Source organism: Nocardia sp. CA-151230 (assembly GCF_050942175.1).
Classification (GTDB): Bacteria; Actinomycetota; Actinomycetes; order Mycobacteriales; family Mycobacteriaceae; genus Nocardia.
This window is the reverse complement of sequence record NZ_CP192061.1, coordinates 2322029-2342444: the sequence shown is the minus strand read 5'-3', so window position 1 is coordinate 2342444 and position 20416 is coordinate 2322029. Positions and strand designations below refer to the sequence as shown.

The window sequence follows — 20416 nt, the reverse complement described above, 5'->3', positions numbered from 1 at the left end:
GGGGGCAATCGATACAGAGTTCACAACGGTCGCGGTCATCGTGCGCCTCGAACGCGCCGGTCATTTCTATGCTCGATAGCTATGACACGCAGTGCCGCCGTGCTTGTTCGCTGTTGCCTGCTCGCCGCACTGGTGGTGCTCGGCATTCCCTTCGGAATCGGTCACGCGGACCCGCCGGTGGAGGCCGTCTATGCGCAGCCGGGGTCCTGGGCGGTGACCGAACAGCGCGCCTTCACCTGTTGCGACTCCACCGGGGCGGCCTACGACATCTGGTATCCGACCGAACTGGGGGCCAACGGGTTCCGGCATCCGATCATCACCTGGGGCGACGGGACCAACGCGCATCCGAACCAATACGCGTATCTGCTGCGGCATTTCGCGTCCTGGGGGTTCGTGGTGATCGCCACCGAGAATTCGGCCACCGGGTCGGGGATCGACATCGCGGGGGCGGTCGACACGCTGCTGTCCCTGGCCGCGGACCCGGGCAGCGTCTTCCACGACCGGCTCGACCCGGAAGCGATCGGCGCGGTGGGGCATTCGCAGGGGGCGACGGGCGTCCTCAATGCCATGATGCGTTCGGGCGGCCGGATCAAGACCGCGGTGCCGATCGAACTGCCCGTCCAACTGTCGTGCTTGCTGGTCTCGTGCCCCGATACCCACGGACTGGCCGGCGGCTCGGTGTTCTTCGTGAACGGTTCGGCCGACACCGTCATCTCACCCTCCGAGCAGACCTTGCCGCCGATGGCCGTCGGCCTGCAATCACTACGAGCCTTCTACGACGCGGTGCCCGCCGGTGTCCAGAAGGCGTGGGGCACCCTGGTCGGCCCGAATCACAATGATGTTCAGGGCCAACCGGATTGCGCCGACGCCTCCTGGCCGTGCACCTCCGGCGTCTCCGGCTATCTCGGCTATCCCACCGCCTGGCTGGTCGCCCGGCTGCTCGGCAGGGCCGACGCCCAGCGGGCGTTCGCGGCCGGATCCGGCGAATTCCTCGCCCCGAATCCGCTGTGGACCAACCAGATCAGCGACATCACTACCCCATGACCTTGCCGAAGTTCGCGTCTTCCTGAATCAGGTGCAGGCCACGGCCTTTCCGGAGCGGCAGCTGGCCGAGGTCGACCTGATCGAGCGTGATGGTGACCGGGTGGCCGTCCAGCCGGCCGTCGAGCACCAGCCGGTTCGGCGTCGGTTGCTCGTAGCCGAGATCGGCCAGGTCCGTGGTCGCCTGCGCGCCGCGGAGCACCAACCGGTGTGCACCGGTGTCGATCTGCGCGCCGAGCGGCATCAACTCATCGTCCATGCGCTGCACGACGGCCATCGTGGGCTGGTCGAAAACCACTCGCCGCCAGCGGCTCTCATCGGTCAGCAGCGGCGGCACCGGCTGGCCGTCGCGGGTGAAGTCGGTGACCGTCCAGATGCCGTACAGCTCGGATTTCGGGCTGCCACCGCCGTATTCGTGCCAGTTGTCCGCCCCCATCCAGGCGTAGCCGGCCGACAACCACATGATCAGCAGCACCTGCGCGGCGGCCGCCCAGCGCAGCGTCCGGCGAGTGCGGAACGGCTCTGGGGTGGCGGCCGGACCGGCGGCCCGGCCGGACAGCAGCGCGGTGAGCCGCGGCGCCTCGGGCACCAGCAGGACCAGGCAGAGCAGCATCAGATGGAACGACAGCAGCTTCACCGGCACATCGAAGGTCATGTTCAGCACCCACACCTGCGCCATGCTCACCAGGCTCAGCAGCACACCCGCCAACCGGGTGCGCGGCAGCAGCAGGAGCACACCGCCCAGCACCTCGGCGGTACCCAGCAGGCTTTCGTACACCGGTGACACGCCGACCTGACTCCACAGCACACTCATGGGCGCGAAGTCGCCGTACGGGGTCAGCAGCGTGGTGAGCGCGGGCTCGGGCATCTGCGTCGGAATCGTCTTGGCGAACCCGTATCCGAGCATCTGACCGGCCAGGCACAACCGGATGAAGAACAGGAACCACGCGGACAGGCGGTGGTACCCGGTCCGGGTGCGGTCCAGCATCGTCCAGAGCACGGTCCCGACCGCCGCGATCACGAGCAGGCAGAACACCAGGATCCAGAAGACCGCCTGGTCACCGCTGCCCGAGGTGTGCAGCGCCACATCGGTCCCGAAGACGGTGTGGCCCACCCACTTCACCACGGGCAGGGACACGCTCATCCAGAGGCGGGGCCAGTCGTCCGGGAGCCAGCGTTGCAGCGGTCCCACGAAGTCGATCAACATTTGCGGGTAGAAGACGCAGAAGAGCCCGAAGTACAGGAATCCGAAGCGGAAAAGAATGCGTCCGATCGGATTCCAGGACCGTGCGGGTTCGGTGTCCCTCCCCTCCCGATCGATCGCGGTATCGATTGTCTGCACGCTCATGCCCCGTCCCTCGCTTCCATTCGGAAGCTTCGACGGTAGGCGGTCCGGCGGCCCGCACGCTTCCGGAATCACCCTGAGCCGACCCGGAATATGCCTGATAGGAACTACTTCTCGAGGAGTACGTGTCAGCACGACCACGACGCGGCGACCAAGCCACATCCCGTTCACCGGTACTGGTGAAACGGGTCTCGCCGATCCCCTTCCGGAGCTATTTAGAACGCGTTACATTTCACCCAACGTGCCGACCGGACTTACCACAGCGGCGACTCGGCCGCATCCGGTAGCCCCAGGCACTCCGCTACACCCGCGCAGGGAGGACCCCATGACTTCGGCCCACGCCGATCCCAACCAGCGGATGGAACTCACCGTCTCCGACCAGAACCTCGACGAACTCGCGACCGAACTCGCGCAGTGGCTCGGGACCAAGGTCGAGGCCGACGAGCCGCCGCAGGTCACCTCGATCACCCGGCCGCAGGCCGGCGGCATGTCCAGCACCACGCTGCTCTTCGACGCCGAGTGGACCGAGCAGGGGCAGGCGGCCGGCGGATCCTTCGTGGCGCGGCTCGCGCCCGATCAGAGTTCCTTCCCGGTATTCGAGAACTACGACCTGGCAACGCAGTTCGCGGTCATGGCCGGTGTCGCCGAGGCCACCGACCTGCCGGTGCCGCCGCTGTGCTGGCTGGAAACCGGCTCCGACAATGTGCTCGGCGCACCGTTCTTCGTCATGCGACGCGTGAACGGTCGTGTGCCCGAGGACAATCCGCCGTACGTGTTCGTCGGCTGGCTGCACGAGGCCACCCCGGAGCAGCGCTATCAGGTGACCCGCCGGACCATCGAGATCATCGCCAGGGTGCACTCGATTCCCGATCCGGAGCAGCGGTTCCCGATGCTGGCGGGCGAGGGCTCGGCGCTGCGGCGGCACTTCGAGGCCCAGCGGGCGTGGTACGACTGGGCGCTCGCCCGCGACGGCTTCCGAATCCCGCTGCTGGAGCGCACCTTCGACTGGCTCGAGGAGAACTTCCCCACCGATACCGGATCCGACGTGCTGAGCTGGGGCGACGCCCGGCCGGGCAATGTCATGTTCGACGATTTCGATCCGGTCGCGGTACTGGACTGGGAGATGGCCGCCATCGGCCCGCGGGAACTCGACGTGGCCTGGACGATTCTCATCCACCGGTTCTTCCAGGATATCGCCACGCGGTTCGACCAGCCGGGCCTGGCCGACTACATGCGGCGTTCCGATGTGGAGAAGCTCTACGAGGAGGCCAGCGGGCACGCCGTGCGCGACCTGGACTGGTACCTCATGTACGCCGCGCTGCGGCACGGCATCGTGATGGCCCGCATCCGGCGGCGGATGATCCACTTCGGTGAGGCAGCCGACAACGACGATCGCGACGACTACGTGATGCACCGGCATCTGCTGGAAGCCATGCTCGACGGCACCTACTCGTGGGATTGAGAGATGACGCAGAATCAGATCAACTCGCTCGACGAATATCCGATCCATCAGACCCCGCTGTCCATGTCGCGGGTCGGGACCAGCGATCGGAACTTCTACGACCGCAACTACTTCAACGCCCTCGACACCGGCAGTGACACCTTCCTGGTCACCGGTTTCGGCGTGTACCCGAACCTGGGCGTGACCGACGCGTTCGCGACCGTGCGCCGCGGCGACACCCAACGGGCCGTGCGGTTCTCCGACGCCCTGGCCGAGCGCAGCCTCGAGCCCAAGGTCGGCGGCTACCGGATCGAGATCGCCGAACCGCTGCAGAAGATCCGCGTGCTCTGCGAACACGAGGACCTGTCCTTCGACCTGACCTGGGAGGGTTCCTTCCCGGCCATGGCCGAGCAGCCGCACACCATCCTCACCGGCGTGCACCGGCCCATCATCGACGCGCAGCGCTTCGCCCAGGTCGGAACCTGGTCGGGCACACTGCATGTCGACGGCACGGATATCAGCGTTGACCCGTCCGCATGGTGCGGCACCCGCGACCGCTCCTGGGGGATCCGCCCGGTCGGCGAATCCGATCACCCCGGCCGGTTGGCGGCCGAACCGTCCGAAGGCTTCTGGTGGCTGTACGTGCCGCTGCTGTTCGACGAGTTCTCCATCATCGTCATCGTGCAGGAGGAGCCCAACGGGTTCCGCACGCTCAACGACGCCACCCGGATCTGGAAGGACGGGCGAGTCGAGCAACTGGGCTGGCCCCGTGTGCATCTGACGTACAAGTCCGGCACGCGCATCCCGACGCGGGTGCGCCTGGATCTCACCACGCCCGACGGCAAGCCGCTCGAGGTCGAGGTCGAGGCCGGAACCTTCATGGCCCTCAATGTCGGTTGCGGCTATGGCGGCGACCCCGATTGGCAGCACGGCCAATGGAAGGGCCGCGGCTGGTCCGAGAGCAAGCTCTACGACCTGACCGACCCGGCCATTGCCGGACGCATTCCGTTCGGCGTCATCGATCACGTCGGCAAGGCGCGCTGCGGCGACGCCGAGGGCTGGGGACTGTTCGAGCACGGCACCATGGGTCGCCACGATCCGACCGGATTCGCCGATTGGGGTTCTGTCGCACCCTGATCGCGCACAGCCGCAGCCCTCGCCGGTATCCAACCACCCGGCGGGGGCTGCGGCGTGTGGGTCTCAGCCGCCCAGTAGCCGCCGGACCGCGGCGGCGACCTGCTCGGGTCGCTCGGCCGGCACGATGTGTTCGGAATCCGCGTCCTCGATGTGCGCGCCGACGGACTCGCCGTAGCGGCGTTGGTATTCACGGATGATGTCGTGATTCCGGGACTGCAGCCGGTTCGCTCGCGACGAGGTGATCAGAGTGACGTCGCACGTGGGCAATTCCGGTGGCCTGCTGCGGAATTCGGTGATCGCGGACGCGACGGCCCGGATTTCGTGCCGGGTATGCGTGAGGCCGGCGGGAGTGAAATCCTCGCGCAGCATGGTGTCGTAGGTGGCGGGGGCGAACATGCGGCCGTAGGAGCGGGTCAGCACGCGCATGAGCGGGCGGCTGCGGGCGAGGAACTGCTGCACCGCGAGAATTCGATCGGTCTTGCGCGCCGTCGGTGCCCAGTCGTCGTAGTTCGGCGCCGTCTCCGGCGTCGGGTCGATCAGCACCAGCCCCGCCAGGCTCGGCGCCAGCTTATCGGCGGCACGACGCACGATCAGGCCACCCATGCTGTGCGCCACCAGGATCACGCGGTTCGGCGCCAGCGCCTCGATCAGGGCGACGAGGGTGTCCGCCATGTCGTCGATGCGCTGCGGTGGCTCGGCACGACCGCTGCGTCCGCGGCCGGCCCGGTCGTAGGCGACGGTTGTCGCGACATCCCCCAGCAGCGGCACCACCGCATCCCACAGCGTGCGGCCGGCGCCCGCACCGGACTCGAACACCACCGCGGTGTCGCCGGAACCGGACTCTTCGACGTAGATCTCGTTGCCGTGCAATGACAGTCGTTTCCCCGCCATGTTCCGCATCATGACCACCTCCCTAACGATCCCAACTTTGGGAACGGTACCAGAAATGGGATAGTTGGACCATGGATCCCACTGAGCTGCTACTCCATCCGGTGCGACTGCGCATCGTGCACGCCCTGTCCGGCGGGCAACTGCGCAACGCGAGCGAGCTGTGTGATCGGCTGCCCGACGTGCCACGAACCAGCATCTACCGCCAGCTCGGGCTGCTCGTGGACGGCGGCATGCTCGAGATCGGCGACGAGCGGCGCGTGCGAGGCGCGGTCGAGCGGTCGTATCGGCTGCGGGCCGACCGGCGCACCATCGCACCCGAAGCCGGGAAAGCGATGACGGTCGACGATCATCGCGCCGGATTCGCCGCTGCCATGGCCGTTTTGATCGCCGAGTTCAACGCCTACCTGGACCGGCCGGATGCCGAACCGTACGCCGATTCGGTGAGCTATCGGCAGGGGACGCTGTGGTTGAGTCCGGAAGAGCTCGCCACCATGCTCACCGGACTTCGCGAGCTCGTCGCTCCACTGGTTGCGAACAAGCCGGGGCCGGGCCGCAGACCATACCTCCTCAGCCCGATTCTCTTTCCCGGCGACGGGTCTCCCTCAGACAGCCGAGGGAGCGGTCAGGTGGAGGGCCACCAGTAGTTGGCGACCATGTAGAGGCTGAGTAGGAAGCCTGCGATGAAGATCAGGGCACCGATCGCGATTCCCCAGGTCGGACGCCAGCCGTGGCGTAGGGCTATGCGACCGAGCAGCCAGGAGACGGCTCCACCGGCTGCCCAGGTGTACAGAGGGAATGCGCCCAGGCCCAGGATGATCTGAGGTGGGCAAGGGTGCCGCCAGCCGCAGAACTCTGGGATGCCGTCCAGGTCTCTGATGATGAGGAAGGACAGGAAAGCTGTGGCGCAGAGGCCCACGGTGCCCCAGAAACGCCACCATATAAGGAAGGTGCGCCAGCCGTCGGGTACCAGGGTGGGATAGGCCACAAGGCAAAAGATAAAGAACAAAACGCAAAAGACAAAAGACCAAAGGATCAAAGATGCCTGGAGAAGGGAGGGGCCGGGCTGACGTCCGCGCCTGCACCTACCAGCCCCCTCGCCTTTGAAGCCGCATGTGGGGTTGCTGCAGGAGGTAATCCTTCAGATCACGGGGTTGGGGTCGGCACATCGTGGTTGTCGGCGTCGTGGTGGCGGCGGTGGCGGTTGGGATCGGCGAAGCAGTGGCAGTGGCAGTGGCGGCGGTGGTCGCGGAGGCAGTGGCGGTGGCAGGAATGTCACTGTGGGCGTTGGGGTTCGGGGATCAGCGGGGAGTTTGCGGTGGGTGTGTCTGTAGAAGGTGATGCGTGCAGTCCGTGGGCCGGGATCGGCGGGAGACGGCTCCCGAACTCGGCGTCAGCCCAAGTCCGGCAGGGCAGGCGACGCAACCACACCTCCCCGTCCCTGCCCACACCAGCAGCACACGAGCAGCCGGGAATCACGCCGCCCGTGAACCCCACCTCCGGCAACTGAAATCGATGGCAGCCGCGACCCACTGCCCGACGTGATGTCTGTCGTTCACGTGTGGGGTGCCCGTGGGGTCGAGACGTTTCGGGGCAATCCACCCGGTCCGCCCCCGATAGGGGGAATCCTTGCCCATGACCACGGTTTTCCAACCGTCGGCACTATCGTTGACCAGCGCATGACAGTGATCACATGCCAAGGTCAGGTTGGTCAGATCGGTGGGTCCGCCTGTGGCCCAGTCGGTGACGTGGTGGACCGCGCACATCGACGCGGGCGCATCACATCCTGGTCGGGTGCAGCCCTTGTCGCGGGCGATCAACGCCAACCGCTGGGCGGGAGTGGCCAGGCGCTCGCAGCGACCCAGGTACAGCGGCAGCCCGTTGGCGTCGAGGACGGCCAGCACCGGGCGGGTGCCCTCGGCCAGCTTCAATGCCTCGTTGATCGAGACGTGGCCGCCGGAGGCGGTGGTTGCGACTCCGGCCCCGCGCTCGAGGTCGGCGAGGTTCATGGTGAGGATGGCCTGTACCGGCAGACCCCGGTGGGAGCCGAGCTTGGCGGGGTCGACGCCGGGCTGCAGCAACGCGAACAAGGCGTCGTGGGTGCGCTGACCGGCATCGCGACGGTCGCGACGGGCGGCGGCCTCCAACACCTTCGAATCAACGACACCGCCAGTCGCGGTGGGGCTTTCGGGGTCTTCGATGTTGCACATGCCCGGACGCGCGAACTTGGCGAAGACGGCATCGAGCAGGGCCCGCAGTTCGGGGGTGATCCAGCCCTCGATCCAGGACATGCCATCGATGCCGGGTCGGCACAGCATGATTCCGCGCTTGCGACGGCGGTCGGCGTCGGAGACGACCTTGCCGTCCGGGTCGACACGAGCGAGGATGTCGCGACCGATCTTGGGCAGATCGTCGGGCCACCCGATACGGGAATGGCCGACCAGGATGTCCTCGGCCTCGGCGCGCGTCCCGGCGGGGATATCGGCGGGCAGGTGGTTCATGACATCGACGATGTTGCGGACATGATCACGCGAGATATCGCCCGTCTCATAGGCTTCAGCGGTCTTGGCCAACGTCGCTGGGCGCAGGTGTCCGGTGGGTTCGAAGAATTCTCCGCACTGGCGGGTGATCTTCACTCGCACCGACGCGTCGTACCTCGACAATCCCAACGTCTGCCGCAGGAACGGCACCACATCCTTGGCCCCACTGCCTTCGGGCAGCGAGCGATTACAGGCTTCGATGATCAGGCGTGAATCCAGCGCGGACAGTTGCCGTTTGCAGGTTTCCAGGCGCTGCATCAATTCCACGACATCACCGTCGGAGAACCGGTTCAGGCTGCCGTGCAGGACAGAAGCCGACAGGGTTTCGACAGCGGCCGCCAATTCGGCGATACCGCATGCGTTGAGTGTCACCCCCGTCGAATTCATGCTTTGATTTTACCGCCGATTGGAGATGTCAGGAACCCGAAATGTCCAGTATCCCTTACCTTTTCACATTTATGACTACGAATTTACTTCTGCCGCAGCGATAACGACCTCAGCGAAAACAGTTTTGGCGATAACCAAATTCCCGCCATCGCTGGCCAGCACAGCAGCCGCCTCGGCAACGCTCGCGCTCCCCACAGCGAGCGCGACCCGCTCCGACGGATTGGGTACGGAAACGGCCCCCAACTCCGTGAGCGTGAATCCCACCAGCTCAATGCCCAGCTGGTCGGCAGCCGACCTGATCCCCGGCTCTGCGATGCGCCGCTCGACGGTCGCCAAGCAGCGAATCGCCCTGTCGCCGACCGCGTTCCGAATCGCGACCAGGATGGCGTCGGCGGTCGTTCCAGGGCGTAGTCCGACCCCGACAGCCAATTCAGGCCGGGGCATGGGTGCGGGCGAAATCAGCGGCGGTGGTGACGAATCGGCCGACAGCCGTCGGATTGCCGGCGGGGTGGGTGTGCAGGTAGGACGCGTGGACGCGATGCACTGCCGCGCCCTCGCGGACGGTCTCTCCGGAGGGAGCGCGCCAGGCCCAGGCAGCGGCGGCGGACCCGGGGGTGACCAGGTGGGTGCGGTGGAATTCGTGGCCGCGCACGCGTTCGCCCGCGCTCCAGAGCGGAGTATCGGTGAGCGCCACCGCATCCCGGTAGCCGAGGGTGAGGCGCGGGCCGAATTCGGCGTCGGCGTCGATGACCCCGGCCATTCGGTGGCCGTCGAGGGTGCGGGTCAGGTAGAGCAGGCCCGCGCATTCGGCGTGGATCGGGAGACCGCGGCCGGCCTGTTCGGCGATGGCGGCGAGCAGGCCCGTGTTGGCGGCGAGTTCGGCTGCGTGCTCTTCGGGGAAGCCGCCCGGAAGAACCAGCCCGGCTGCACCGGACGGCAATTCGTCGCGCAGCGGGTCGAAGACTCGCACCTGAGCGCCCGCCGCCGCCAGCAGCTCGCGATGTTCGGCGTACCCGAAGGTGAAGGCCGGTCCGCCCGCCATCGCCACCACCGGCCCGGATTCCGCCGCCGTCACCTCGGCGGCGGGATCCCAGTCCTGCCCCTGTGCGCTCGACGCGGCCAAGGCGGCCACCGCCGCGAGATCGATATGTGCCGCAACGAGATCCGTCATGGCATCCACGGCGGCCTGGGCCGCCGAGCCGTGCTCCACCGCCGGAATCAGGCCGAGATGCCGTGACGGCACCGCCAATTCGGCCAGTCGCGGCAGTGCGCCCAGTACCGGCAGCCCGACGCGGGCGCAGGCCGCACGCAGCACCTGCTCGTGGCGTTCGCTGCCGACCCGGTTGAGAATCACTCCGCCGAGCCGGATTCCGCTGTCGTAGGTCGCGAATCCGTGCAGCAGGGCCGCCAGGCTCTGGCTGTGCCCGCGCGCGTCGACCACCAGGATGACCGGCGCGCCCAGCATGGCGGCGATCTGGGCGGTCGAGCCCTCGGCGACGGGTTCGGTGTGGTGCTCGTCGATGCGTCCGTCGAACAGGCCCATGACGCCCTCGACGACCGCCAGATCGCAGCCCTGGCTCCCGTGCCGGTACAACGGCACCACGCGGTCGGCCCCGACCAGCACCGGATCCAGGTTCCGCCCGGGCCGTCCGGCCGCCAGCCCGTGATATCCCGGGTCGATGTAGTCCGGGCCCACCTTGAACGGCGCGACCCGGTGCCCGGCCCGGCGCAGTGCCCCGATCAAACCGGTGGCGACGGTTGTCTTCCCGCTTCCCGACGCGGGCGCGGCGATGACGACCGCGGGCGTGTTCACCATTCGATGCCGCGCTGGCCCTTGCGGCCCGCGTCCATCGGGTGCTTCACCTTGGTCATCTCGGTGACCAGGTCCGCGGCCTCGATCAGCGCCTGCGGTGCGTCGCGGCCGGTGATCACCACGTGCTGGTTGCCCGGCCGGTTGCGCAGCGTCTCGACGACCTCGTCCACGTCGACCCAGCCCCACTTGAGCGGGTAGGTGAACTCGTCCAGCACATAGAACCGATGCTGCTCAGCCTCCAGGCGGCGGCGAATCTCCTGCCATCCCGCCAGCGCCGCGGCCGCATGATCCTCATCGGACCCCTGCTTCCGCGTCCACGACCAGCCCTCCCCCATCTTGTGCCACTCCACGGCCCCACCGACCCCGGTCTCGTCGTGCAGCTTCCCGAGCGTCCGGAACGCGGCCTCCTCCCCCACCTTCCACTTCGCGCTCTTCACGAACTGGAACACCGCGACATCGAACCCCTGATTCCAGGCCCGCAGCGCCATCCCGAATGCCGCCGTCGACTTCCCCTTCCCGGGCCCGGTGTGCACCGCGAGCACAGGCAGATTCCGACGCTGCCGCGTCGTCAGCCCGTCATCCGGAATGCTCTCCGGCAGCGGCACACCCTTCGGCATCGTCTCCAGCTCCTTCCACACCGACTCGTCGGTGAATCACGGTGCCATACGCACCCGGCACGCCGATCCGCGCCCCGGTCCAGCGCGACGACCGGTCACCGGTTGTGGTCATGGCCTCGCGGTTGGTCCACCGGCCGCAACCGGCGGCGGAGGAACGGGTGGGTGGTCAGGCGGCTCGGGTGGCGCGGATGATGCCGGCCACGGAATCGCCGGTGAGGGCGGTCAATTGGAGGTAACCGGCGCGGAGGGCGGTGGCTATGTCGCGGGCGAGGTTCAGGCGGATCATGCCGCGTTCGCAGTCGATGACCATGGCGGTGACGGCGTCGTCGGCGAGCATGCGGGCGGCGGTTCGGGCGCGCGGCAGCGGGTCGGTGCCGCCGGTGGCCCGGCCGTCGGTGAGGAGGACGAGGAGGGGGCGGCGGTGGGGGTCTCGGGTGCGTTCGCGGCGGATGAGGTCGCGGGCCTTCAGGAGGCCGTGCGCGAGTGGGGTTTTGCCGCCGGTGCGGAGGTCGGCGAGGCGGCGGACGGCGATGTCGACCGACGAGGTGGGCGGGAGGACCAGCTCCGCGTCCTGGCCGCGCATGGTGATGACGGCGACCTTGTCGCGGCGCTGGTAGGCGTCGCGGAGCAGCGCCACCACCGCGTTGGTGACGGCGGCGAGACGGTCGCGGGCGGCCATGGAGCCGGAGGTGTCGACGACGAAGACGACCAGGTTGCCTTCGCGGCCTTCGCGATACGCGCCCCGCAGGTCGTCGGGGGCGAAGGCGAGGGGGCCCGACAGGCGGCCACGCTCGAACTGGCGCGGGGCCGCGGCGAAGATGGTGCCCAGCAGGTGCAGGCCGGTGGAGGTGTCGTCCGTGGTGCGCACGACGCGGCCCTGGCGGGTACGGGCACGGGAGCGGCGGCCGGGCGCGCCCTCGCCGACGCCGGGGACCTCCCAGCGCGGGGGCTTGGGCAGCGCGGCGGTGGGGGCGGCGACACGGCCCTCACGTCCGGGACGGCCGGCCGGGTCGTTCCGGTCCCTCCGATCGTCGTCCGGGCGCGGGTCACCCGGTGGATTCTGGCCTCCCCCAGAGAGATCCGGGCCGCTACCCGGGGAATCGGAGTCACTCGGCAAAGGGTCCGAGCCATCGCACGACCCAGGACCGCCATCGTGCGAGTCCGGTTCGACGCCAGGTAAATCGGTGTGTTCCGGGTTCAGGCCGGAATCCTCGGCCCCGTCCACCGGATCCTGCGGTCCCGCACCGTTGTTCGGCGGGACCGCTTCACCTTTTCCCAGGCTGTCGTCCTCCTCGGCGCGGGCCGCTTCCTCGGCCGCGTTCCGCATGGCATCGTCGAGCTGCTCCTCGCTGATGCCGGGTTCGTCGAAGGGATCACGGCGACGGCGGTGCGGCAGCGCCAGTTCGGCGGCCACGCGCACATCGGACTCGGTGACCGCGGTCGCTCCGCGCCAGGCCGCATGGGCCGTCGCGGTGCGCGCCACCACCAGGTCGGCGCGCATGCCGTCGACATCGAAGCTCGCGCACAGGGCGGCGATGCGGCGCAGCTCGACATTGTCGAGACCGACGTCGGCGAGCTTGTCGCGGGCGGTCAGAATGCGTTCGGCGACTTCACGATCCGCGGCGGCATAGCGGCCGGCGAAGGCGCCGGGGTCCGCCTCGTAGTCCAGGCGGCGGCGCACGACGGCCATCCGCACGTCCACATCCCGGGAGGCGACCACGTCCACGGTGAGCCCGAACCGGTCCAGCAGCTGCGGCCGCAGCTCGCCCTCCTCCGGATTCATGGTGCCCACCAGGACGAATCGCGCCGGATGTGTGTGCGAGACACCATCGCGCTCGATGTGCACCCGCCCCATGGCAGCCGCGTCGAGCAGCACATCCACCAGATGGTCGTGCAGCAGATTCACCTCGTCGACGTAGAGCACGCCGTGATGTGCGGCGGCCAGCAGCCCCGGCTTGAACGCCTGCTCCCCGTCCCGCAGCACCCGCTCCAGATCCAGCGACCCGACCACCCGGTCCTCGGTGGCGCCCACCGGCAGCTCCACCAGGCGCGCGGGCCGCGCCCCGGACTCGTCCACCACCGGCGGCAGCAACTGCGCCAGTGCCCGCACCACGGTCGATTTCGCGGTGCCCTTCTCCCCGCGCACCAGCACCCCGCCGATCCCCGGATGCACCGCGCACAGGATCAGCGCCAGCTGCAACCGCTCCTGCCCCACCACCGCGGAGAACGGAAACCCGGCCTCATCACCGGCCGCACGAACACTCTCGGAGTAAGCCACAGGAGAAATGGACACGACCCCAACTCTAAGCGCGCCACCGTCCCCCACCCCGAGCACCCCTTCCCGGTCGCGCCGGCCGACCCGGGCCACTGGATGAAACAGCCGCGCCCGCTGTGGGTTTCACAGCGGGCGCGGGGTTGTTCGGTGGGTGCGGGGTCAGCCGCGGCGCATCGGGATGTGCGGAATGCCGTCTTCGATGTACTCCTCGCCGTCGGGCTTGAAGCCGTGCTTGGTGTACATGTCGAGCAGGTAGGTCTGAGCATTCAGGCGGACGGTCGCCGAGCCGGCCTCGGCCAGGGCGGCCTGCAGCAGGCGGGTGGTGTAGCCGTGGCCGCGGGCCTCGGGGGTGGTGCAGAGGCGGCCGATGCGGAAGGACTTCACGCCCTCGTCGTGCTCCTCCATGAGGCGCAGGGTGCAGATGACCTCGCCCTCATCGTCGAGCCAGAAGTGCCGGGTTTCCGGCAGCAGGTCGAACCCGTCCAGTTCCGGGTACGCGCACTTCTGCTCGACGACGAACACCTCGACGCGAAGTTTCAACAGCTTGTACAGCGTCGCGGTGTCCAGGTCTTGGGACCACGACCGTTTGAGAGCAACCGTTGACATCATCGCGTCTTGCTATCACATCTAGGCGTGAGAAGCGACACCGACGGGTGTGGGCGTGTTGTCCGATTCCACCGAATCCAGCTGCAGAGCCTTGGTGGACCAGTCCCAGACCTCGCGGTACAGGGCCTGGTTCTCGGAGAGCTTGACGCCCAGCGACGGCACCATTTCCTTGAGTTTCGGCTCCCACGTGGAGAATTCGCGCGGGAAGCACTTCTTCATGACATCCAGCATGGCGCTCACACAGGTGGACGCGCCGGGGGACGCGCCGAGCAGACCGGCGATGGTGCCGTCCTCGGCCGAGACGACCGCGGTGCCCAGCTCCAGCACGCCGCCGATGCCCTTGCGGCGGATCATCTGCACGCGCTGACCTGCGATGATCAGCTCCCAGTCGTCGCTGTCGGCGCGCGGGATGAACTCCTCCATGGCGCCGATGCGGCCGTTCTGCGACTTGAGCAGCTCGGAGACCAGGTAGTTGACCAGGCCCATCTCCGTGACGCCCACGCCCAGCATGGAGAACAGGTTGTTCGGCTTGACCGACTTGATGAGGTCGGTCAGCTTGCCGTCCTTGAGGAACTTCGGCGTCCAGCCGGCGTAGGGGCCGAACAGCAGGCCCTTCTCACCGTTGATGACGCGAGTGTCCAAGTGCGGCACCGACATCGGCGGCGCGCCGACCGACGCCTGGCCGTACACCTTGGCCTCGTGCTGGGCGATCAGGTCCGGGTTGGTGCAGCGCAGGAACAGGCCCGACACCGGGAAGCCTCCGAAGCCGCGGATCTCCTTGATGCCCGACTTCTGCAGCAGCGGCAGCGCGCCGCCGCCCGCGCCCACGAACACGAATTTGGCATTGATGACCCGCACCTTGTTGCTGCGCAGGTTGCGCACCTTGACCAGCCAGGAGCCGTCGGACTGCTTGGTCAGGTTCAGCACGTCGTGGCCGAAGGCGATGTCCGCGCCGGACGCACCCAGGTAGGCCAGCAGTTCCTTGGTGAGCTCACCGAAGTCGATATCGGTGCCCGAGTCCGTCCAGTTCAGGGCGACCGGGTCGGAGAAGTCGCGGCCCTTGGCCATCAGGGGCAGGCGACGGCTGAATTCGGCTGCGTCGTCGATGAATTCCATGCCCTCGAACAGCGGGTGCTTGGACAGCGCCTCGTGGCGCTTGCGCAGGTACTCCACGCCGTCCGGGCCGTGGGTGAAGCTCACGTGCGGGATGGGGTTGATGAAGTTCGACGGGTTGGCGAGCACGCCGTTCTCGACCGAGTAGGACCAGAACTGGCGCGAGACCTGGAAGCGCTCGTTGATGTCGATGGCCTTGGTGATCTCCACCGAGCCGTCGGCGTTCTGCGGCGTGTAGTTCAGCTCGCACAGGGCGGAGTGGCCCGTGCCGGCGTTGTTCCAAGGGTCGCTGCTCTCGGCGGCCGCGGCCTCCAGGCGTTCGAAGACGGTGATCGACCAGTCCGGCTGCACCTGTCGAAGCAAGGCACCGAGGGTGGCACTCATGATGCCGGCACCGATGAGTACTACATCGGTCTTTTCAATCGTGGCAGCGTTCGACACGGCGTTGATCGACTTCCTTGTCATTTGTGGGTCACCAGGTGGGGGTTAGGTTACCCGTCGTTCACTTGGACTCAATTCTGCCCCTGACCATTCCCGAATCCTGCTTCGAAATCCCCGAATGTGAGAGATCCCTCCCAAATGGACATCGTCGGGACGCGGTCTATGTTGGGCGTGTGACCTCCGAAACGTCATCCACCACGTCGTTGACCACCGCCTGGCAGCCCGATGTGCTGGGTGCCGACTATCAGCAGCTGACCATCCCGATGGGTCCGGATCCGGACGGTGAGGGCGACGTGGTCGCCACCCTGGTCCGTTACGCCCCGGCCGACGCCCCGGTCGCCACCCGGGCCGTGCTGTACGTGCACGGGTTCACCGACTACTTCTTCCAGGAGCACCTGGCCCAGCACCTGGCCGCCCAGGGCTACGCCTTCTACGCGCTGGATCTGCGCAAATGCGGGCGCTCGCAGCGGGCCGGCCAGACCCCGCACTACGTGAGCGACCTGGCGCTCTACGACACGGAGCTGAACCGGTCGCTGCAGGTCATCCGTGAGGAGACCGAACTGCCGGTGCTGATCATGGCGCACTCCACCGGTGGCCTGGTGACCTCGCTGTGGCTGAATCGATTGCAGGCCACCGGCGGCGCTCGCGCGCGGGGCATCACGGGCCTGGTGCTCAACAGCCCCTGGTTCGACCTGCAGGGACCCGGCTACTACCGCTCGGTGGGCACGCCGCTGCTGGAGGGCCTGGGCCGGTTGCGGGGGTTCGCGAAGCTGCCACTCGGTGTCTCCACCGCGTACGGTGACAGCCTGCACCACAGCGTCTCCGGCGAGTGGGATTACAACCTGGACTGGAAACCGTTGAGCGGCTACGCGGTTCACGCCGGCTGGCTGCGGGCCATTCGCCGCGGTCAGCTCCGGCTGCACAAGGGCCTGGACATCGGTGTGCCCGCGCTGATCCTGCGGTCGAAGGCCACCAAGTTCATGAGCAAGTACGGGCCCGCCGCCGAACTGGCGGATCTGGTACTCGACGTCAAGCAGATCCAGCGCTGGTCGGGCTGCCTGGGCGAGCGCACCAATATCGTGCCCATCGAGGGTGCGCGGCACGACGTGTTCCTGTCGTCGGAGACGCCGCGCTCCCAGGCGTTCTGGGAGCTGGATTCCTGGCTGAAGTGGCTGGCCGACTCACCAGAAGCTGGTGCGTAGCACCACTTCGGTGGCCAGCTCGTGGCCCGCTTCGGCGGCCACATCGGTGACATCCATGGGGACCAGCCGGAATTCGCCGTAGACGAACCGGCTGGAACCCTCGGCTACCGGGCGCGGCAGGCGCTTGGTGGCCAGCAGGGTGGTGGGGATCTCCACCGGCGGGCAGGAAGGGTCCTTGACGGCGCCGTCCGCGCCCGGCGCGGCCGGGTGACCGCCGCCGGCCACGATGAGGCTCATGAAGCGGCCGAAGCCGCGGGCGGCCAGTTGCCAGGCCAGGTCCGCGCCCGCGCCGCTGCCGACCAGGTTGGCCCACGGGACCTTCAGCTGGTCGAGGATGGCGAAAACGGTGGTGGCGTCGAGGCCGTCGATCGATTCGATCGCGATGGTGTGCAGGTCCGAGGTCTGCAACCGTGCACAGACCTGGTCGTAAATGTCGGCCGGATCGCCCGCATCGGGTAGCAGCAGGACGTGGTGCCTGGTTTCGGGTCCGCCGACTCGCACCGCCCACTCGCGGTCACCGACCGTGATCCGCCGAGATTCCATGTTCGATCACGCTACAGGAGCGCCGGAGGAGCCGAACGCGAGTCTGGCGGATTATTGTGACGCCGGTCACTTATTTACGGTCAGAATCGGGAGATCCGTGGGCGCACCAGCGGTGATGAGCTGTTCGAGGGCGTCCTGGTCGAGGTGCTTCTCCATGAGGTCCGCCAGCAGATCCAGCTGGGCGGAACGCACCTCGGCGACCGAAACGGAGTCGGAGACAACGAAATCGGTGCGACGCGCCCGCGCGGCGACCACCCGCAGCCAGGCGCGGCGAAACTCGTCCGACTCCAGGGCTCCGTGCAGATGGGTACCCCAGATCGCCTCGCGCACACTCCCTTCGGGAGCGCCGTCGAGTTCGAACCATGGGTCGTCGCCCTGCCGGGTGACGCGGCCGTGGTGGATCTCATAGCCGTGCACCGGGAGATCGCTGTCGCGGCCCGGCACACCATGATTCGGGACACGGCCGCTGGAACGGCGCAGCACCTTGGGGTCGGCGAATTCGATCTCCAGGTCCAGCAGGCCCAGGCCGGGGACGGTGCCCGCAGCGGATTCGACCGGGTCGACGATGGTGCGGGCCAGCATCTGGTAGCCGCCGCAGATGCCGAGGATGGGGGCGCCCGCGGCCGCGCGGGCGGTGAGGGCATCACCGATTCCGGTGCGGCGCAACCACTCCAGATCGCTCACGGTGGACTTGCTGCCCGGAACGACCACCAGGTCGGCGCCGGCCAGCCGGGACGGGTCACTCACCCAGCGGACGGCGACGCCCGGTTCGCAGGCCAGGGCCTCGACATCGGTGGAGTTGGAGATGCGTGGCAGCCGGATGGCGGCCACGGTCAGCCAGTCTCCGCCCAGCGGCGGCCTGGAGCGGCCCACCGGTGCGTCCGCGACGGTGCCCAGGGAGTCCTCGGCATCGATCCAGAGGTCCTCGGCGAACGGGATGACGCCGAGGGTGGGGCGGCCGGTGAGCTCGATGAGCTGGTCCAGCCCGGGCCGCAGCAGGTCCACGTCGCCACGGAACTTGTTGATGACGAACCCGGAAATCAGGTGCTGGTCTTCGGGTTCCAGGATCGCGACGGTCCCGAACAGGTGCGCCAGCACACCTCCGCGATCGATGTCCCCGACCAGCAGCACCGGCAGCTCCGCGGCCCGCGCCAATCCCATGTTCGCCAGATCCGTTGCCCGCAGGTTGATCTCGGCGGGCGATCCGGCGCCCTCACAGATCACCACATCGAATTCGGCTCGCAGCGAAGCCAATTCCTCGGCAACGATCGCCCGCAGCTGCCGGCGATGGCGGAAGTAGTCCTTCGCTCCGACGGTATCGACGGCCTTGCCCCGCACCACGAGTTGCGAGCGCCGGTCACTCCCCGGCTTCAACAGCACCGGGTTGAACCGCACGCTCGGCTCCAGCCCGCACGCCCGGGCCTGTAGCGCCTGCGCCCGGCCGATCTCCCCGCCGTCCAAGGTGACGACGGAGTTGTTCGACATGTTCTGCGCCTTGAACGGTGCGACCCGCACCCCGCGCCGCGCCAGCATGCGGCAGAGCCCCGCAACCACAACGCTCTTTCCCGCGTCGGAGGTGGTGCCCGCCACCAGCAGAGCGCCCTTCACCCCTGCCATCCAGCGCTCTCCGGGCAGCTGCGGGCGAGGATGGAGTCGCCGGATCCCTTCCGCGCTCCCCGCCGCGTGAGCAGGCGGCAAAACCCAGCCACCACAACGCCTTTCCCGACATGCGAGGCGGCATCAGCGACCGGCGGCGCACCCGTCACCGCGGGCTGTTCCCCGCTCGCGCACCGCTGGTGTAGGCGTCCCGGCTGCTGTACGAGTCGCGGCCGCTACTCGTGTAGGCGTCCCGGCTCGTGTAGACGTCGCGGCCGTCGTCCGCTTCGGTGTCCGCGCCGCTGGTCACTTCGACGCCGGGCTGCTCGCCGAGGACGTCGTCCGCTTCCGGCACCTGCCGTCCCGCGGCGAGTTCGACGTGGCGTCGCATGGTGGCGCGGAGCGCGCCCAGGCCCTCGTCGCGGGGGTTGGGCGGGAGGACCCGCGAATTCTGCCGCCGCGGGCCGCGGGAGCCGATCGCCCGAGTTCTGGTACCCCGCTGGGGCATCGCGACTCTCACGGGAGCGTGAGGATCTCGGCGCCGTCGTCGGTGACGACGAGGGTGTGCTCGAACTGGGCGGTCCACTTGCGGTCCTTGGTGACCACGGTCCAGCCGTCGTCCCAGATCTCGTAGTCGATGCCGCCCAGGTTGATCATGGGCTCGATGGTGAAGGTCATGCCCGGCTCGATGACCGACTCCACGGCGGGCTGGTCGTAGTGCAGGATGACCAGGCCGGAGTGGAAGGTCGGGCCGACGCCGTGGCCGGTGAAGTCGCGGACCACGCCGTAGCCGAAACGGTTCGCGTAGGCCTCGATGACGCGGCCGATGACATTGAGCGCGCGGCCGGGCTTGACCGCCTTGATGGCCCGCATGGTGGCCTCCTCGGTCCGCTCGACCAGCAGGCGCACCTCCTCGTCCACATCACCGGCGAGGAAGGTCTTGTTGGTGTCGCCGTGCACGCCGTCGATGAAGGCGGTCACGTCGATATTGACGATGTCGCCGTCCTCGATCACGGTCGAGTCCGGGATGCCGTGGCAGATGACCTCGTTCAGCGAGGTGCAGCAGGACTTGGGAAATCCCTTGTAGCCCAGGGTCGACGGGTACGCACCGTGGTCGAGCATGTACTCGTGCGCGATCCGGTCGAGCTCATCGGTGGTGACGCCGGGCGCGACGGCCTTGCCGGCCTCTTCCAGGGCCTGGGCCGCGATCTTGCCCGCGATCCGCATCTTCTCGATGGTCTCCGGGGTCTGCACCCAGGGCTCGTGCCCCTCCTTGGCGGTCTTCTTCCAGACATACTCGGGTCGCTCGATGTTATTCGGGACCTCGCGAATGGGCGACTGCGTGCCGGGAACGAGGGGCTTGCGGGTGCGCACAGACATGGGTACCAGACTATCTGCCGGTCCGGATCGCGAGATCCCCAGGTCCGGGGT

General features: G+C 68.0%; 19 protein-coding genes. 5 read left to right on the top strand and 14 right to left on the bottom strand.

The window, feature by feature from the left end:
• Positions 1-81: 81 nt before the first annotated feature.
• Positions 82-1044, top strand: a complete 963-nt coding sequence (locus ACQP1O_RS10550; protein ID WP_433565632.1) for a hypothetical protein — start codon at positions 82-84, stop codon at positions 1042-1044.
• Here ACQP1O_RS10550 and ACQP1O_RS10545 read toward each other — a convergent pair.
• On the bottom strand, positions 1034-2389 hold the full coding sequence (locus ACQP1O_RS10545; protein ID WP_433565631.1) for a DoxX family protein: 1356 nt from the start codon (positions 2387-2389) through the stop codon (positions 1034-1036). The genes ACQP1O_RS10550 and ACQP1O_RS10545 overlap by 11 nt on opposite strands.
• Before the next feature lie 322 nt (positions 2390-2711).
• On the opposite strand from ACQP1O_RS10545, the gene ACQP1O_RS10540 reads away from it, so the two are divergent.
• Together ACQP1O_RS10540 and ACQP1O_RS10535 are read left to right on the top strand one after the other, a co-directional pair.
• Positions 2712-3848: a phosphotransferase family protein gene (locus ACQP1O_RS10540; protein WP_433565630.1), complete on the top strand. Its 1137-nt coding sequence runs from the start codon at positions 2712-2714 to the stop codon at positions 3846-3848.
• A 3-nt stretch (positions 3849-3851) separates the two neighbouring features.
• Positions 3852-4964, top strand: coding sequence for a hypothetical protein (locus tag ACQP1O_RS10535; RefSeq protein ID WP_433565629.1), 1113 nt, complete (start codon positions 3852-3854; stop codon positions 4962-4964).
• Between the two features lie 63 nt (positions 4965-5027).
• Here ACQP1O_RS10535 and ACQP1O_RS10530 read toward each other — a convergent pair whose 3' ends face one another.
• Complete coding sequence (locus ACQP1O_RS10530; RefSeq protein ID WP_433565628.1) at positions 5028-5867, bottom strand: alpha/beta fold hydrolase; 840 nt, start codon at positions 5865-5867, stop codon at positions 5028-5030.
• A gap of 59 nt (positions 5868-5926) precedes the next feature.
• Between ACQP1O_RS10530 and ACQP1O_RS10525 the strand changes: the two genes are divergently transcribed.
• Entirely contained in the window at positions 5927-6499 is a 573-nt protein-coding gene (locus tag ACQP1O_RS10525) for a helix-turn-helix domain-containing protein (protein WP_433565627.1), read from the top strand.
• Here the strand turns inward: ACQP1O_RS10525 and ACQP1O_RS10520 are convergent.
• The 8 genes from ACQP1O_RS10520 to mqo form a co-directional block, all read right to left on the bottom strand.
• Positions 6478-6840 (bottom strand): hypothetical protein, encoded by a 363-nt coding sequence (locus ACQP1O_RS10520; protein ID WP_433565626.1) that lies wholly within the window; start codon positions 6838-6840, stop codon positions 6478-6480. The two genes, ACQP1O_RS10525 and ACQP1O_RS10520, sit on opposite strands and share 22 nt — an antisense overlap.
• 487 nt (positions 6841-7327) lie before the next feature.
• On the bottom strand, positions 7328-8779 hold the full coding sequence (locus tag ACQP1O_RS10515; protein ID WP_433565625.1) for a DUF222 domain-containing protein: 1452 nt from the start codon (positions 8777-8779) through the stop codon (positions 7328-7330).
• A gap of 75 nt (positions 8780-8854) precedes the next feature.
• Positions 8855-9223: a cobalamin biosynthesis protein gene (locus ACQP1O_RS10510; protein ID WP_433565624.1), complete on the bottom strand. Its 369-nt coding sequence runs from the start codon at positions 9221-9223 to the stop codon at positions 8855-8857.
• Positions 9210-10595, bottom strand: coding sequence for a cobyrinate a,c-diamide synthase (locus ACQP1O_RS10505; RefSeq protein WP_433565623.1), 1386 nt, complete (start codon positions 10593-10595; stop codon positions 9210-9212). Before ACQP1O_RS10505 ends, ACQP1O_RS10510 begins: the two co-directional genes overlap by 14 nt.
• Positions 10589-11209, bottom strand: a complete 621-nt coding sequence (cobO, locus tag ACQP1O_RS10500; protein WP_356997889.1) for a cob(I)yrinic acid a,c-diamide adenosyltransferase — start codon at positions 11207-11209, stop codon at positions 10589-10591. The genes ACQP1O_RS10505 and cobO overlap by 7 nt, the downstream gene beginning before the upstream one ends.
• 166 nt (positions 11210-11375) lie before the next feature.
• On the bottom strand, positions 11376-13502 hold the full coding sequence (locus ACQP1O_RS10495) for a magnesium chelatase subunit D family protein (RefSeq protein ID WP_433565622.1): 2127 nt from the start codon (positions 13500-13502) through the stop codon (positions 11376-11378).
• Positions 13503-13643: 141 nt separating this feature from the next.
• Entirely contained in the window at positions 13644-14093 is a 450-nt protein-coding gene (locus tag ACQP1O_RS10490; RefSeq protein ID WP_354837578.1) for a GNAT family N-acetyltransferase, read from the bottom strand.
• 18 nt (positions 14094-14111) lie between these two features.
• Complete coding sequence (mqo, locus tag ACQP1O_RS10485) at positions 14112-15668, bottom strand: malate dehydrogenase (quinone) (RefSeq protein WP_433565621.1); 1557 nt, start codon at positions 15666-15668, stop codon at positions 14112-14114.
• Between the two features lie 239 nt (positions 15669-15907).
• Between mqo and ACQP1O_RS10480 the strand changes: the two genes are divergently transcribed.
• Positions 15908-16846: an alpha/beta hydrolase gene (locus tag ACQP1O_RS10480; protein ID WP_433567644.1), complete on the top strand. Its 939-nt coding sequence runs from the start codon at positions 15908-15910 to the stop codon at positions 16844-16846.
• Here ACQP1O_RS10480 and ACQP1O_RS10475 read toward each other — a convergent pair.
• The 4 genes from ACQP1O_RS10475 to map all read right to left on the bottom strand — a co-directional run bounded on the left by ACQP1O_RS10475 (position 16826) and on the right by map (position 20365).
• Positions 16826-17389: an alpha/beta fold hydrolase gene (locus tag ACQP1O_RS10475; protein WP_356997882.1), complete on the bottom strand. Its 564-nt coding sequence runs from the start codon at positions 17387-17389 to the stop codon at positions 16826-16828. The two genes, ACQP1O_RS10480 and ACQP1O_RS10475, sit on opposite strands and share 21 nt — an antisense overlap.
• A gap of 66 nt (positions 17390-17455) precedes the next feature.
• The gene (locus ACQP1O_RS10470; RefSeq protein WP_433567643.1) at positions 17456-18997 is read right to left on the bottom strand and encodes a cobyric acid synthase; all 1542 of its coding nucleotides are present in this window, start codon (positions 18995-18997) and stop codon (positions 17456-17458) included.
• A 154-nt stretch (positions 18998-19151) separates the two neighbouring features.
• Positions 19152-19493 (bottom strand): hypothetical protein, encoded by a 342-nt coding sequence (locus tag ACQP1O_RS10465; protein WP_433565620.1) that lies wholly within the window; start codon positions 19491-19493, stop codon positions 19152-19154.
• An 8-nt stretch (positions 19494-19501) separates the two neighbouring features.
• Positions 19502-20365: a type I methionyl aminopeptidase gene (gene map, locus ACQP1O_RS10460; protein ID WP_433565619.1), complete on the bottom strand. Its 864-nt coding sequence runs from the start codon at positions 20363-20365 to the stop codon at positions 19502-19504.
• Positions 20366-20416 lie beyond the last annotated feature (51 nt).